Below are 13978 nucleotides of genomic sequence, written 5' to 3'. Positions count from 1 at the left end.
TGCCAGCCCACTCATTAACAACTGACCCACCGCTATCGCTGGCAAGCCAGCTCCTACACTAAATCGCGCTCGTTCCCAGGCTCTGTGTGGAGAAAATCAATATGTCGGAACGGGATGGAGCTGTTGTAGGCAAGTTCTGTATCTGGATTGCGCGGGATGTTCAGTGCCAGGTGGGGTGCTAGGTTCGGCGCTCCTCACAGCCAGCAAGGATTCGCAAATGGCCGTACCGTTAATGCCGCCGGGTGTTTCACTTCTCGAAAATATGGCGACCGCCAAGTGTAAAGGCACTCATCTCCAGCCAGGCTCGGCATTCGCTTATTCCTGGTTTTACTCACAGGTCAGGGCTGCCGGCCCATGGAACTACAAGAAGCGAGGGCGTCAGTACGAAGCTTTTGGTAACTTCAATTATGGTGCTACAGGTACGGTGCTGGGTATTCCCGAGCATGTTCTGTTACGGGCAGCAGGTGTCGCTCAAACATTCGCAAAAACCACCAAGCCGGAATTTGGGTCATGGTGGGGCGCAGACCCTTTTGGCGATGATCCTCGAGATCAATATTGGATAAGGAGGGGTATTGAGTATGCAATTTCTCAGGGCTACTAAGGGCCTCTTGCCGGTTCTGCGCAACTGCCTGCTGGTAGCCTGCCTGATTTATATCGGGGGCAATTGGATCATGTCATCCGGTACACCGGATTTGGACGAAGTGGTTTTGAAACACTCCTTGGGCAACGGCAGCTCAATTTATGGAGCACGTGACGGTCAGGGCGGCGCGACAGTGGGATTTTCCTACAGGTACTACGTTCATAAAGACTTAGGTAGTGATCGGGAGATACTGACAGCGCTGGTTTCGGCACATCCCTTTTTGAAAACCAAAGCGCCGGATGTTCAAGTGACCCGGCAGGATGGCGTCATCCACCTCACTGTTCGTGGTGAGGTTTATGCGTACCGCAGCTATCCGCTTGAAGGTTTGGGCGCTGTGAGCATAGACATGAAGTTGTAGACCGGCTGGCTTCGGATTTTTCCTGCAAGATGTTGGGCCGTGCATGAACTTGTCGCGTGCCGTCAGCGCGCCTAGTCTTCGTCCTGTCATCGCAAAAAACGGTGACACGGACGTGCAAGTCCGGTTACATATCGGCGCACCAACGCCCATAGCCATCCAACGGGCGTTTTTTATGCCTGCTGTATTTGTTATGGCGGCTGTGCGTGGGAGACCCTTCGGGGTCTGCCGGGGTCCGATATGCCCGGTCTTGCACACCTGCGCACAGCTGCCACCTTTATTCGCGTGCAAGCGGAAGAGGGCAGTCTCCATCACATATCGGAGCTGTAAATCATGGTCAAACCTACCCCCAATCCGCCCCTCTTCACCGTAAACCCGCACGAAAACACCGAAACCCTGCTGGTCAACGCCAGCGAAACCCTGTCTTCTCTTAACGCACTCACCTGCAATCTCGCCTTCGACCTGGACACCTCCCAGCGCGCGATCATGCTCGGCATCCAGCAAATGGCGGAGCTGGGGCAGCTATTAGTGGATCGGGCCCTGGAACAGATTTCCCCTTCTGCAGTCGCTTAAAACTTGATCGTTCCCAAAAAGGGACCTATCGTTCCCTTTTTGGGACTCTTTGGCCGCTGCCATGCACACCTTGCCGATCAGCACTGCACTCTTCACCGTCACCCAACAAAAAGTACTGGGCCTGCTGTTCGGCAAACCCGACCAAAGCTTCTTCACCAATGAAATTGCGCGATGGGCCCAGGTGGGCAAGGGCAGCCTCACTCGTGAGCTTGAACGTCTGCAATTGGCGGGCATCTTGAGCATGACGCGCCAAGGCAACCAGACCCATTACCAAGCCAACCCCCAATGCCCGATTTACTCGGAGTTGTTGGCCATCGTGCGCAAGACCCTGAGCCTGGATGAACCATTGCGCACTGCACTGGCGCCGTTCGCCAAGCAGATAACCTGGGCGTTTATCTACGGCTCCATCGCCAAAGGCGAGGCGCACTCATCCAGTGACATAGATCTCATGTTGATCGGCGAAAGCCTCAACTACAGTGAAGTCATGGAGCAGCTCATGCCGCTGGAAGAGCAACTGGGCCGCACCCTCAACCCGACGCTTTACACCCCTGAAGACTGGATCGGCAAATGGAATGCCGGGAACAGTTTTGTGCAGCGGGTCGTGCAGCAGGACAAGATCAACCTGATGGGGAGCAACCCCCTGGAATCCACGGATGGACAACAAGGTAAACCTGGAGAATCTGCAACGTAGCGGCGGCGTGAAGGCTGAGCCGCCGGATCGCAAAGAGTGTGATGGGCTGATGCGTTCAGCCAGGGATCGGCTGAGGGACGCCGGTAATCCGCAGTTATCATTCGCCAGTCGTTTCGACCTGGCTTACAACGCCGCTCATGCTATCGCCCTTACGGCCTTGCGCTTGCAAGGTTATCGCTCGGATAAACGCTATCTGGTCTTCCAATGCCTGGTTCATACCGCAGACGCCGGCAAGGTGCAGGTGAGGTTGTTGGCTTTGTGTCATGAGCGTCGGAACCTCGCGGAATATGAAGGGTACATGGATGAAGATGAGGCGCTGCTGGGCCAATTAATGGAAGGTGCGAAGATATTAATGAGCAATGTGCAAGCATTGCTTGCTGGTCATAGGTGGGAATGAATCACCGGTCAACTGTAGGAGCCGGCTTGCCGGCGATGGCGTGCTGTCAGTTGGCACATTGTTCAATTAGCGACCGTTATCGCTGGCAAGCCAGCTCCTACACAGGCTTTGTTACTCCAGCCGTAACGGTTCACCGCCGAGCTTGATTGATGGCCCTCTGAATCACTCCTAAGGTACAGCCCACGACAGCAAACCCGTGGAGCGACCATGACAACAACAATCACCCCCGACTCGCGCTGGACGCGGCGGCGCGACGAGAAGCAGCGGCGGCTCGGGCTGGTCAAAAAATACGCAGACGGGGCGGTGTTACCCAGTGACAGGATCGTCGAGGCGCTTGAGGCGCTGATCCTGCCCGGCGACCGTGTGGTGTTGGAGGGCAATAACCAGAAGCAGGCGGATTTCCTCTCGCGCTCCCTCGCCAAAGCCGACCCGTCCAAGCTCCACGATTTGCACATGATCATGCCCAGTGTTGGCCGTTCCGAGCACCTGGACCTGTTTGAAAAAGGCATCGCCCGCAAGCTGGATTTCTCTTTCGCCGGCACCCAATCCCTACGCATCAGCCAATTGCTCGAAGACGGCCTGCTGGAAATCGGCGCGATCCATACCTACATCGAACTCTATGCGCGGCTGGTGGTGGACCTGATCCCCAACGTGGTGCTTTCCGCCGGGTTTATGGCCGACCGCGCCGGCAACATCTACACCGGCGCCAGCACTGAAGACACCCCGGCGCTGATCGAGCCCGCCGCGTTCAGCGATGGCATCGTGATCGTGCAGGTCAACCAGTTGGTGGATGACGTCACCGATTTGCCGCGTGTGGATATCCCGGCGAGCTGGGTGGATTTTGTGGTGGTGGCCGACAAGCCGTTCTATATCGAGCCGCTGTTCACTCGCGACCCGCGCCATATCAAGCCGGTGCACGTGCTGATGGCAATGATGGCAATCCGTGGCATCTACGAAAAACACAATGTGCAGTCGCTTAACCATGGCATCGGCTTCAACACCGCCGCCATCGAATTGATCCTGCCCACCTACGGCGAGTCTCTCGGCCTTAAGGGTAAGATCTGCCGCAACTGGACCCTCAACCCGCACCCAACCCTGATCCCTGCGATTGAAAGCGGCTGGGTGGAAAGCGTGCATTGCTTCGGCACCGAACTGGGCATGGAGAACTACATCGCCGCACGGCCGGATGTGTTCTTCACCGGCCGCGACGGCTCGATGCGCTCCAACCGAATGTTTTGCCAACTCGCCGGCCAATACGCGGTGGACCTGTTTATCGGTGCGACGCTGCAAGTCGACGGTGACGGCCATTCCTCCACCGTGACCCGTGGCCGACTCGCCGGATTTGGTGGCGCACCGAACATGGGGCACGACCCGCGCGGCCGCCGCCATGGCACGCCGGCGTGGTTGGATATGCGCCACGACGATGCGCCCGAAGCCTTGTTGGAGCGCGGCAAAAAGCTTGTGGTGCAAATGGTCGAGACCTTCCAGGAAGGCGGCAAACCCACCTTCGTCGACACCCTCGATGCCGTGGAGGTCGCGCGCAAAAGCGGCATGCCCCTGGCACCGATCATGATCTACGGCGATGACGTCACGCACTTGCTTACCGAAGAGGGCATAGCCTACCTGTACAAAGCGCGTTCACTCGAAGAGCGCCAGGCGATGATCGCTGCCGTCGCAGGTGTCACGGCGATTGGCATGCGCCACAACCCCAAGGACACCGCGCGCATGCGCCGCGAAGGGTTGATCGCCTTGCCCGAAGACTTGGGCATCCGCCGCACCGACGCCACCCGCGAGTTGTTGGCCGCCAAGAGCGTGGCCGACCTGGTGGAGTGGTCCGGTGGCTTGTACAACCCGCCCGCCAAATTCAGGAGCTGGTAAATGCGCGCCCTTAAATTGCATGAACTCAGTCTTGCGGATCGCCTGGCCGATCTGGCCGTCGATGCGCTGATCGATGAAGCGGACCTGTCGCCCAAACCCGCGCTGGTGGACCGGCGTGGCAACGGCGCCCACAGTGATTTGCACCTGGGCCTGATGCACGCCTCGGCGTTGTCGCTGTGGCCGATGTTTAAGGAGATGGCTGAAGCCGCGATTGAGTTCGGTGAAGTCGGTTTGCCCCTGCGCGAAGCCCTTGGGCGCATTGGCCGTGAAGGTGAGCAAGCAATGTTGACCACCACCAACGGCGTGAACACCCATCGCGGTGCGATCTGGGCCCTTGGTTTGCTCACGGCAGCGGCGGCGCTGGAACCCCGCGCCGTCACGCTGACGGCAGCCAAACTGGCCTTGCTCAACGACCGCTATGCGCCGCAGCCCGTGAGCCACGGTGCTCAAGTCGCCCAACGTTACGGCGCACGCGGCGCTCGTGAAGAAGCGCAACTGGGCTTCCCGTCCGTGGTGCAACGCGGCTTGCCGCAGCTGCACCGAAGCCGCCAGCAAAACGCCGGCGAACAGAACGCGCGCCTGGACGCCTTGCTCGCGATCATGACGGACCTGGCCGACACCTGCGTGCTTTACCGCGCCGGTCCCGAAGGCCTCTACGCGATGCAACGCGGCGCCCAGGCCGTGCTGGAGGCAGGCGGCAGCGCAACCCTCGGCGGTCGTCGCCAACTGCACGCGCTGGACCTTCAACTGCTGGCCCTGAATGCCTCCCCCGGCGGCGCCGCCGACCTGTTGGCTGCCTGCCTGTTTATCGACCGCCTCGACGGAGCGTTGTGATGGAAACCTTGTCCTTTGAATTCCCCGCCGGGCAGCCGCCAAAAGGCCGTGCGCTGGTGGGTTGCGTCGGCTCGGGCGATCTGGAGGTGCTGCTGGAACCGGGTACGCCGGGCACGCTGACCATCCAGGTGCAAACCTCGGTGAATGGCGCCGAACAACGCTGGCAGCATCTGTTCGAGCGCATCTTCCAGGAGCAGACGCCACCGGCGTTGAACATTGATATCCACGACTTCGGTGCCACCCCGGGCGTGGTGCGTTTGCGCCTGGAGCAGGGTTTCGAGGAGATCGGCCATGACTGACTTACTCGCCAAACACAGCTTCGTTGAGCTGGGCGCTCGGCAGCGGGCCAAGGCGTTGCTGGACGCCGGTTCCTACCGCGAATTGATCGACCCGTTCCAGCGCGTCATGTCGCCGTGGCTCAGCCGCCAAGGCGTGGTGCCACAGGCCGATGACGGTGTGGTGATCGCCAAGGGCAGCATCGACGGCAAACCTGTCGTCATTGCCGCCATCGAAGGCAACTTCCAGGGTGGCAGTCTCGGCGAAGTGGGCGGCGCAAAAATCGCTGGCGCCTTGGAGCTGGCGGCCGAGGACAATCGCAAGGGCATTCCCACCTGCGCCGTCCTGTTGCTGGAAACCGGTGGCGTGCGCTTGCAGGAAGCCAACCTGGGCCTGGCGGCCATCGCGGATATCCACGCGGCGATTGTCGATCTGCGCCAACACCAGCCGGTGATCGGCGTGGTGGCGGGCAGTGTCGGTTGCTTTGGCGGCATGTCCATTGCGGCTGGATTGTGCAGTTACCTTGTCGTCACCCGCGAAGCGCGCCTGGGTTTGAATGGCCCGCAAGTCATCGAACAGGAAGCGGGGCTTGAGGAGTACGACTCCCGCGATCGGCCTTTCATCTGGAGCCTGACCGGCGGTGAGCAACGCTTCAACAGCGGCCTGGCCGATCGCTATGTCGCTGACGATGTGGCCGAGATTCAACAGACCGTCAGCGCATTACGACAACAAGGCCTGCCCACCCAACAACGCAGTCGTCAGGCCGACTATTACCTGGCGCGCTTGGCCGAACTGGACGCAACGCCGCAAATCGACCCGGCGACGGTACGCGCGCTGTTTCAAGGAGATCGCTCATGAGAGGTTTGCAGTGGTTCAACGCATTGAGCGCCGGAGCGACAGCCGTTGAGGGTTTGCCCAACTCGCTGAAAGTCGCCGATGGTGTGCTGGGTGAGCAGCCTGTGCGCTATATCGCTGTGGTCACCGACGCGCAAAACCGCTTCCCCCGCGCACGCAACGGCGAAGTCGGCCTGCTGGAAGGCTGGGGGCTGGCGAAGGCCGTCGATGAAGCCATCGCCCGTGGCGATAAACGCCCGATCATCGCCATCGTCGATGTACCGAGCCAAGCCTATGGCCGTCGCGAAGAAGCCCTCGGCATTCACCAAGCCCTGGCCGCCGCCGCCGACAGCTATGCCCGTGCGCGTCTGGCGGGGCACCCGGTGATTGCGCTGTTGGTCGGCAAGGCGATGTCCGGTGCGTTTCTCGCTCATGGGTACCAAGCCAATCGCCTGATCGCCCTGCGCGATCCCGGTGTGATGGTGCACGCCATGGGCAAGGCCTCGGCCGCGCGCGTGACGCTGCGCAGCGTTGAAGAGTTGGAAGCCCTGGCCGCCAGCGTGCCGCCCATGGCCTACGACATCGACAGTTACGCCAGCCTGGGGTTGCTGTGGGAAACCTTGTCGGTCAGCCAGATTGAACAGCCCACGCCGGAGGATGTGGCGCGGGTCAGCGATTGCCTGGTGAGTGCGATCAAGGATATTGGCAGCACCGACTTGAGCGGCCGCCTGGGTGCGACCAATCGCGCCGCCTCCAGCCACGTGCGCCAACTGCTGCGAGAGCAATGGTGAACGCCCACGACTTGCTCTGGGGCATGACCCCGGCGCATCTGCCTGCTGACGCTCCGGCGTGGGCGGTGGAGGCAGTAGGCACGGTGGTGGTGCGTCGCGCCACCGTCACGCCGGGCTGGGTCGCGGTAGGCGTGCGCGGGCGTTTGCGCGAGCAGCGGTTTGCCGCCGAAATGCCGATTGCCGCGGTGCAGCGGCGAGTAACGCCGGAAGCGCTGCGTGATGTTGCCTCGACACGGGACTTACCGGCCTTGCAGGCACTGGAACAACTGCGGCCGGTGCTGGCGCCCTTGAATTGGGGCATCACCGGCAGCGCGGGTTTTGAGCTGGCCACGGGCATTGAAGCGCTGCATGCCCAGAGCGATCTGGACCTGATTCTGCGCACGCCCGAGCCGCTGGATCGCAACGATGCACGCGACTTGCTGGCAGCCTTGGACAAAGCCGCGTGCGCTGTGGATATGCAACTGCAAACACCTTTCGGCGCTATCGCCCTGCGCGAATGGGCCGGTCCATCGCGGCGGGTGCTGTTGAAAACGGTCAGCGGTGCGCACCTCGTCCCCGACCCTTGGCAGGCCTTAGCATGAGCAGCCTTCTTGTCTTCCCCGGCCAGGGCGCCCAACGCCCCGGCATGCTCCAGGCGTTGCCGGCCGATGTGTTGGAACACGCCAGCGAAGCCTTGGGTGAAGACGTTCGTGCATTGGATTCGGCGCATGCCCTGGCGAGTACCCGCGCCGTGCAGCTTTGCCTGCTGATCGCCGGCGTGGCCCACGCCCGCTTGCTGCAGCACACGCCGGATTACGTAGCAGGACTGTCCATCGGTGCTTACCCGGCAGCGGTGATTGCCGGTGCGCTGGATTTCGCCGACGCTCTCAAGCTGGTCAGCCTGCGCGGCGAGCTGATGCAAAACGCTTATCCACAGGGCTACGGCATGACCGCGATCATCGGCCCGGAGTTATCCACCGTCGAAAACCTGCTGGCCGAAATCCACAGCCCCGAAACCCCGGTGTACCTGGCCAATATCAACGCCGACAACCAGACGGTGATCGCTGGCAGCGACCAGGCCATGAAGCTTGTCGCCAGTCGCATCAAAGGCAACGGCATCGCCAAGCGACTGGCTGTCAGCGTGCCGTCTCACTGCGCGTTGCTGGAGCAGCCAGCCCAGGCTTTGGCACAAGCCTTCGTGCCGCTCAAGGCACCGCGCATCACCTACCTGAGCAGCACCCGTGCGCGGCCGATCCACAACCCCGAACAATTGCGCGACGACCTGGCCTTCAACATGTGTCGCATCGTCGACTGGCGCGGCACCGTGCAAAGCGCCTACGAGCGCGGCGTGCGCCTGCAAATCGAACTGCCGCCCGGCGCCGTGCTCACTGGTCTGTCACGCCGCGTATTCGAACAAGGCACGGTGATCGCCTGCGAAGGCGCGCGCCTGGACACCTTGCAGGCCCTGCTGCAAGAGGAGGAGCGCCGCCACCGATAAAGCATCACCCAAGGCTTTCGAAGCACAACAACAACAATTTCGATCGAGCACTTTGAGGACAACAACAATGATTATCTACGGTGTGGCACTGCTGGCGATCTGCACGCTTGCGGGCGTGATCATGGGCGACATGCTTGGCGTGTTGCTGGGCGTCAAATCCAACGTGGGCGGGGTGGGGATCGCGATGATCCTGCTGATCTGCGCCCGCCTGTGGATGCAAAAGCGCGGCGGCATGACCAAGGACTGCGAAATGGGCGTGGGCTTCTGGGGCGCGATGTACATCCCCGTGGTGGTGGCGATGGCTGCGCAACAAAACGTGGTCACCGCCCTGCACGGTGGGCCGGTGGCGGTACTCGCGGCGATTGGTTCTGTGGTGGTGTGTGGTTGCACCATCGCGCTGATCAGCCGTACCCACAAGGGCGAACCCTTGCCCGATGAAGAGCCGCTGATCGCGCCAGTAGGAGGTCGCTGATATGTGGGATCTCATTGAAAAAGGTTTGGAACACAACGGCCTGATTACCGCGTTTGCCTTCGTTGGCGTGGTCATGTGGATTTCGGTGGTGCTGTCCAAGCGCCTGACCTTCGGGCGTATTCATGGCTCGGCGATTGCCATTGTCATCGGCCTGGTATTGGCCTGGGTCGGCGGCACGATCACCGGCGGCCAGAAAGGCCTGGCGGACCTGGCGCTGTTCTCCGGCATCGGCCTGATGGGCGGCGCGATGCTGCGCGACTTCGCCATCGTCGCCACCGCGTTCGAAGTGCAAGCCACCGAGGCGCGCAAGGCCGGGATGATCGGTGTGATTGCGCTGCTGTTGGGCACGATCCTGCCGTTTATCGTCGGTGCGAGCATGGCCTGGGCCTTTGGTTATCGCGATGCGATCAGCATGACCACCATTGGCGCGGGTGCCGTGACCTATATCGTCGGCCCGGTGACCGGTGCGGCGATTGGCGCGACGTCGGATGTGATGGCGCTGTCGATTGCCACCGGGTTGATCAAGGCGATTCTGGTGATGGTGGGTACGCCTGTGGCGGCGCGCTGGATGGGCTTGGATAACCCGCGTTCGGCGATGGTGTTTGGTGGGTTGGCCGGCACGGTGAGCGGCGTGACCGCTGGCTTGGCGGCGACAGATCGGCGGTTGGTGCCGTATGGCGCGTTGACGGCGACGTTCCACACCGGGCTGGGCTGCCTGCTCGGGCCTTCGTTGCTCTATTTCATCGTGCGCGGGTTGGTCGGCTAACCCCAATCCCCTGTAGGAGCCCGGCTTGCCGGCGATGGCGATCTCAAGGACGCTATCGCCGGCAAGCCGGGCTCCTACAAGGTTGGGTCAAACCTGCCGATTGGCATACATCCGACACTCCGCCAACAACGCCAGCAAGTTCGGATCACGCTCCTTGGCCTTCAGGAACACCACGCCAATATGCTGCTGCAACCGGTACCGGGGTTGCAGCGGTATCAACTTCACGCGGTTCTCATACACCGCCGCGATCCTGCCCGGCAACAGCGCATAACCCACGCCTGAACTGACCATGCTCAACAGCGTGAAGATGTCATTGACCTGCATCGCCACCTTCGGCTCGAACCCCGCCTGCTTGAACACGCGATTGCCATCCTGGTGCGTGGCGAAGCCTTGGGTGAGGGTGATGAAGGTTGCGTCGCGCACATCCGCCAGGTCGATCTGTTGATCGCGGTCGAACGGTGAATCCGCCGGGGTGGCGAGGAAGATGTCGTCGGAGAACAAGGCAATCTGTTCGCAGTCCGGGTCGTTGGCGTGCTCGTCGAGGGAGATGAGGATCGCGTCCACTTCCATGTTCTTGAGCTTGTAGAGCAGGTCGAAGTTGGAGCCCAGGATCAGGTCGATATTGAGTTCGCTGCGGCGGATCTTCAGGCCCATGATCAGCTGCGGCACGGTCTTCACCGTCAGCGAGTACAGTGAGCCGAGCTTGAAGCGTTCGGCCGAGAAGCCGGCCGCTTCGCGGGTGAGGCGTACGCTGTCGACCACATCGGCCACCAGCTTCTGTGCGCGTTCTTCCAAGACGTAGGCGCTTTCCAGCGGCGTGAGGTTGCGCCCTTCGTGCTTGAACAGCGGGCAGCGCAGGGCATTTTCCAGGGAATGGATGGCGCGGTGCACGCTGACGTTGCTGGTTTGCAGCTCGGCGGCAGCGCGGGCCAGGTTGCCGGTGCGCATGAACGCCAGGAAGATCTCGAGCTTTTTGAGGGTGAATTCTTCGTCGATCAGCATGGCCGTGGCTCTTGTTCGAATACCCTCGATTGTGCCCGCAAAACCGCGCGCCGTCCCCGGAACGTCACACGCCACTTGCACTCTTATGCGCAAGGCTGGACGCTTGCCCATCAGCCCTTAACGGTTACAGGAGGTCAGCGGCACATGTACCACGGGGAACGATTCAACGCTTGGAGCCATTTGCTCGGTGCAGTCGCGGCGTGTATTGGCGCCGTATGGATGTTGGTAGTGGCAAGCCTGGACGGCAGCCCCTGGAAGATCGTCAGCGTGGCGATTTACGGCTTTACGCTGATGGTGCTGTACAGCGCGTCCACGGTGTACCACAGCGTGCGTGGGCGTCGAAAAGAGATCATGCAAAAGGTCGATCACTTTTCGATCTACCTGCTGATCGCCGGCAGTTACACGCCTTTCTGCCTGGTGACCTTGAGAGGGCCGTGGGGCTGGACGCTGTTTGGCATCGTGTGGGGGCTGGCGGTGATTGGCATCCTGCAGGAGATCAAGCCGCGCTCCGAGGCGCGCATCCTGTCGATCGTGATTTACGCGGTGATGGGCTGGATCGTGCTGGTGGCGGTCAAGCCACTGCTCGCCGCCTTGGGCACGGCGGGGTTTATCTGGTTGGCCTCGGGCGGGGTGTTGTACACCGTTGGCATCATCTTCTTTGCCCTGGAGGACCGTCTGCGGCATTCCCATGGGATCTGGCATTTGTTTGTGATCGGTGGGAGTTTGCTGCACTTCGTGGCGATCATGCATTACGTCCTATAAACGCTCCAGAAGCTCACGGGCTCGGTGGCCAAAAATCTGCAGCAGATTGGCCAGCATGTGCGGCGGTGGTTCATCGGCGCGGGTGAGGGCGTATAGGGTAATCGGCAGCGGCGGCGTGAGTGTGCGGATGCACGTGGTGGCTGTCGAGGCACCGAGGGCAGTAAAGGGGTCGATCACCGTCAGGCCGGCGCCGGACTCCACCATGGCGCGGGCCAGGGAGTAGGTTTGTACGGAGATTGTCACCCGCGGCGGTGGGTCGACGTTTTCCAGGTAGCTGTCGAGTTTCGCCGCCAGCGGATCGGCGCTGGAAAGACCAATCAATGCGGTGCCTGCCAGGTCCGCCAGGGGTAGCGGCTGGCTCAGCTCGGCGTCGGACCAATAGCCTTTGGATGCCAGCGCCACCAGCACACCGTTGGCCAGCACCTGCGTGGTCAAACCCGGATGCCCGGAGAAGTTGAGCGTCAGCGCCAGGTCGATTTCACGCATCAGCAGCTTTTGCACCAACTCGCGGCTGTGGTCGCTGGACAGCTCGCAGGCCATCTCCGGATAGTCGCGCTTCCATTCCAGAATCGCCGGTGGCAGCAACGAGAGGGCCAGCGCCGGGATCGCGCCAATGCGTACGCTCTGGCCTGGCGCACGGCGCAGACTCTTGGCCAGGCGCCGCACCCCTTGCAGGCTTTCGGTGACTTTCTCCACTTCGCTTTCCAGCGCCAGGGCTTCCGGGGTGGGCTGCAATTTGCCGCGTACCCGCAGGAACAGGGGGAAGCCCAGCTGCAATTCGGCGTGTTGCAACACCTTGGTCACTGCCGGTTGCGACACGTGCAGCAACTGCGCGGCGGCGCTGACGGAGCCGGTTTGGCGGATGGCCTGGAAGATTTCGATATGACGCAAGCGCATGGCAAGTCCATAACCTTTGTTTATAGGTGAGCCATCTTTATTCATTGTCGGCGACCTGTCACCTGCCCCTAGGCTTGAGGCCTCTTGATTCAACGGCGGGTGGCGGCAATGGTGTGCATCATCGGGGGTGGAGTGATTGGTCTGGCCAGCGCCTATGCGTTGGTGCGTGCAGGTCATGAGGTGACGGTGATCGATGCGCGCCAGACCCTGGGCAGCGAGACCAGCTTTGCCAACGGTGGGCAGCTGTCTTATCGCTACGTCGCGCCACTGGCCGATGCCGGTGTGCCGCTGCAAGCCATTGGTTGGTTGTTGCGAGGTGACTCTCCCTTGAAGCTGCGCCCGCGTCTCGACCCGCAACAGTGGCGCTGGATGGCGGCGTTTCTCGGTGCCTGCCGTGGCTCGGTGAACAAACGCAATGCCGCTCACCTGCTGCGCCTGGCATCCCTGAGCCAGGACACCTTGCAACAGTGGCGTGACGAAGATCACCTGGATGGCTTCGATTGGCGGCGCAACGGCAAGCTGGTGACCTTCCGCAATGCCGGCTCTTTTGAACTGGCGCGCAGCAAGGTCGCCGATATCCTGCAACAGCAAGTGCTTTCGGGCGCCGATTGCGCACGCCTGGAACCCGCGCTGGCGGGCGGTGGTTTTGTCGGCGGGATCTACACGCCCAATGAGGAGGTCGGTGATTGTCATGCGTTCTGCCAGCAGTTGGCGGCGCGATTGGAAGCGTCGGGACGATGCCGATTTTTGCTGGGTCGCAAGGTCACCGGCATTCGTCAGGCTGGCGGAGTGGTGCAGGCCATCGAGTTGGGCGATGAGGTCATGTCGGTCGAGCATCTGGTGCTGGCGGCCGGGTATCGCAGCGCCGAGTTGGGGGTGCCGTTGCCGCTGTACCCGCTCAAGGGCTACAGCCTCAGCGTGCCGATTGGCATGCAACATCAGGCGCCGAATGTGAGCATCACCGATTACGACCGCAAGATCGTCTACGCGCGTGTTGGTGAGCAACTGCGGGTCGCGGCCATGGTGGATATCGTCGGCTTCGACGCCCGCCTTGAACCCAAGCGCCTTGCGTTGATGAAACGTCAGGCTCTGGAGACCTTTCCACTGGCGGGCGATTACACCCATGCGGTGGAGTGGGCCGGTATGCGCCCGGCCACCCCGACTGGCGTACCGCTGATTGGCGCCAGCACTTGCCGCAACCTGTGGCTGAACCTTGGCCACGGCGCTCTCGGTTTTACCCTGGCCTGCGGTAGCGGCCAACTGCTGGCCGAGCTGATCAGCCAGCGCGCCCCTTCCATTGATATGCAGGGCCTTGCGCCCCGCGCTGCATGAG

Annotated in this window: 18 protein-coding genes; 16 read left to right on the top strand and 2 right to left on the bottom strand. The window is 61.6% G+C overall.

From position 1 onward, the window contains the following. Nucleotides 1–217 precede the first annotated feature (217 nt). From ACP7C6_RS16765 to madM, 14 genes are all read left to right on the top strand, one after another. On the top strand, nucleotides 218–601 hold the full coding sequence (locus tag ACP7C6_RS16765; RefSeq protein ID WP_073860050.1) for a polymorphic toxin type 44 domain-containing protein: 384 nt from the start codon (nucleotides 218–220) through the stop codon (nucleotides 599–601). Next, nucleotides 579–998 (top strand): hypothetical protein, encoded by a 420-nt coding sequence (locus tag ACP7C6_RS16760; protein WP_028618293.1) that lies wholly within the window; start codon nucleotides 579–581, stop codon nucleotides 996–998. The genes ACP7C6_RS16765 and ACP7C6_RS16760 overlap by 23 nt, the downstream gene beginning before the upstream one ends. Before the next feature lie 330 nt (nucleotides 999–1328). Continuing rightward, complete coding sequence (locus ACP7C6_RS16755; protein WP_028618292.1) at nucleotides 1329–1568, top strand: DUF6124 family protein; 240 nt, start codon at nucleotides 1329–1331, stop codon at nucleotides 1566–1568. Nucleotides 1569–1629: 61 nt separating this feature from the next. After that, nucleotides 1630–2259 carry a nucleotidyltransferase domain-containing protein gene (locus ACP7C6_RS16750; RefSeq protein ID WP_068937827.1) on the top strand — a complete coding sequence of 210 codons (630 nt, stop codon included), beginning with the start codon at nucleotides 1630–1632 and terminating at the stop codon, nucleotides 2257–2259. Next, complete coding sequence (locus ACP7C6_RS16745; RefSeq protein ID WP_311893593.1) at nucleotides 2222–2656, top strand: hypothetical protein; 435 nt, start codon at nucleotides 2222–2224, stop codon at nucleotides 2654–2656. The genes ACP7C6_RS16750 and ACP7C6_RS16745 overlap by 38 nt, the downstream gene beginning before the upstream one ends. A gap of 207 nt (nucleotides 2657–2863) precedes the next feature. Then, entirely contained in the window at nucleotides 2864–4534 is a 1671-nt protein-coding gene (gene mdcA, locus ACP7C6_RS16740; protein ID WP_038849452.1) for a malonate decarboxylase subunit alpha, read from the top strand. Beyond that, nucleotides 4535–5368 (top strand): triphosphoribosyl-dephospho-CoA synthase, encoded by an 834-nt coding sequence (locus tag ACP7C6_RS16735; RefSeq protein WP_311893595.1) that lies wholly within the window; start codon nucleotides 4535–4537, stop codon nucleotides 5366–5368. It begins immediately after the preceding gene. Further along, nucleotides 5368–5667, top strand: coding sequence for a malonate decarboxylase subunit delta (locus tag ACP7C6_RS16730; protein WP_015886328.1), 300 nt, complete (start codon nucleotides 5368–5370; stop codon nucleotides 5665–5667). The genes ACP7C6_RS16735 and ACP7C6_RS16730 overlap by 1 nt, the downstream gene beginning before the upstream one ends. Continuing rightward, nucleotides 5660–6502 (top strand): biotin-independent malonate decarboxylase subunit beta, encoded by an 843-nt coding sequence (locus tag ACP7C6_RS16725; protein WP_305383194.1) that lies wholly within the window; start codon nucleotides 5660–5662, stop codon nucleotides 6500–6502. Before ACP7C6_RS16730 ends, ACP7C6_RS16725 begins: the two co-directional genes overlap by 8 nt. Beyond that, nucleotides 6499–7269 (top strand): biotin-independent malonate decarboxylase subunit gamma, encoded by a 771-nt coding sequence (gene mdcE, locus ACP7C6_RS16720; protein WP_028618286.1) that lies wholly within the window; start codon nucleotides 6499–6501, stop codon nucleotides 7267–7269. The genes ACP7C6_RS16725 and mdcE overlap by 4 nt, the downstream gene beginning before the upstream one ends. Further along, nucleotides 7263–7850 carry a malonate decarboxylase holo-ACP synthase gene (locus ACP7C6_RS16715; RefSeq protein WP_122686887.1) on the top strand — a complete coding sequence of 196 codons (588 nt, stop codon included), beginning with the start codon at nucleotides 7263–7265 and terminating at the stop codon, nucleotides 7848–7850. The genes mdcE and ACP7C6_RS16715 overlap by 7 nt, the downstream gene beginning before the upstream one ends. Beyond that, nucleotides 7847–8746: a malonate decarboxylase subunit epsilon gene (gene mdcH / locus ACP7C6_RS16710; protein WP_214497225.1), complete on the top strand. Its 900-nt coding sequence runs from the start codon at nucleotides 7847–7849 to the stop codon at nucleotides 8744–8746. Before ACP7C6_RS16715 ends, mdcH begins: the two co-directional genes overlap by 4 nt. A gap of 67 nt (nucleotides 8747–8813) precedes the next feature. Further along, complete coding sequence (gene madL, locus ACP7C6_RS16705) at nucleotides 8814–9218, top strand: malonate transporter subunit MadL (protein ID WP_015886323.1); 405 nt, start codon at nucleotides 8814–8816, stop codon at nucleotides 9216–9218. A gap of 1 nt (nucleotide 9219) precedes the next feature. Further along, nucleotides 9220–9984 (top strand): malonate transporter subunit MadM, encoded by a 765-nt coding sequence (gene madM, locus ACP7C6_RS16700; RefSeq protein ID WP_010207194.1) that lies wholly within the window; start codon nucleotides 9220–9222, stop codon nucleotides 9982–9984. A gap of 87 nt (nucleotides 9985–10071) precedes the next feature. Here madM and ACP7C6_RS16695 read toward each other — a convergent pair whose 3' ends face one another. Next, nucleotides 10072–10986 carry a LysR family transcriptional regulator gene (locus ACP7C6_RS16695; RefSeq protein ID WP_033897085.1) on the bottom strand — a complete coding sequence of 305 codons (915 nt, stop codon included), beginning with the start codon at nucleotides 10984–10986 and terminating at the stop codon, nucleotides 10072–10074. Between the two features lie 144 nt (nucleotides 10987–11130). On the opposite strand from ACP7C6_RS16695, the gene trhA reads away from it, so the two are divergent. After that, nucleotides 11131–11748, top strand: coding sequence for a PAQR family membrane homeostasis protein TrhA (gene trhA / locus ACP7C6_RS16690; protein ID WP_010207192.1), 618 nt, complete (start codon nucleotides 11131–11133; stop codon nucleotides 11746–11748). On the opposite strand, the gene ACP7C6_RS16685 is transcribed toward trhA, so the two are convergent. Further along, nucleotides 11743–12645: a LysR family transcriptional regulator gene (locus ACP7C6_RS16685; protein ID WP_028618282.1), complete on the bottom strand. Its 903-nt coding sequence runs from the start codon at nucleotides 12643–12645 to the stop codon at nucleotides 11743–11745. The genes trhA and ACP7C6_RS16685 overlap by 6 nt on opposite strands. 99 nt (nucleotides 12646–12744) lie before the next feature. Between ACP7C6_RS16685 and ACP7C6_RS16680 the strand changes: the two genes are divergently transcribed. Next, nucleotides 12745–13977 carry a D-amino acid dehydrogenase gene (locus tag ACP7C6_RS16680; RefSeq protein WP_426109118.1) on the top strand — a complete coding sequence of 411 codons (1233 nt, stop codon included), beginning with the start codon at nucleotides 12745–12747 and terminating at the stop codon, nucleotides 13975–13977. Nucleotide 13978 lies beyond the last annotated feature (1 nt).

The organism is Pseudomonas sp. TWR1-1-4 (assembly GCF_049897165.1).
GTDB lineage: Bacteria > Pseudomonadota > Gammaproteobacteria > Pseudomonadales > Pseudomonadaceae > Aquipseudomonas > Aquipseudomonas canadensis.
Note: the sequence above shows the minus strand (reverse complement) of the source record. Positions and strands in the feature narration are given on the sequence as shown.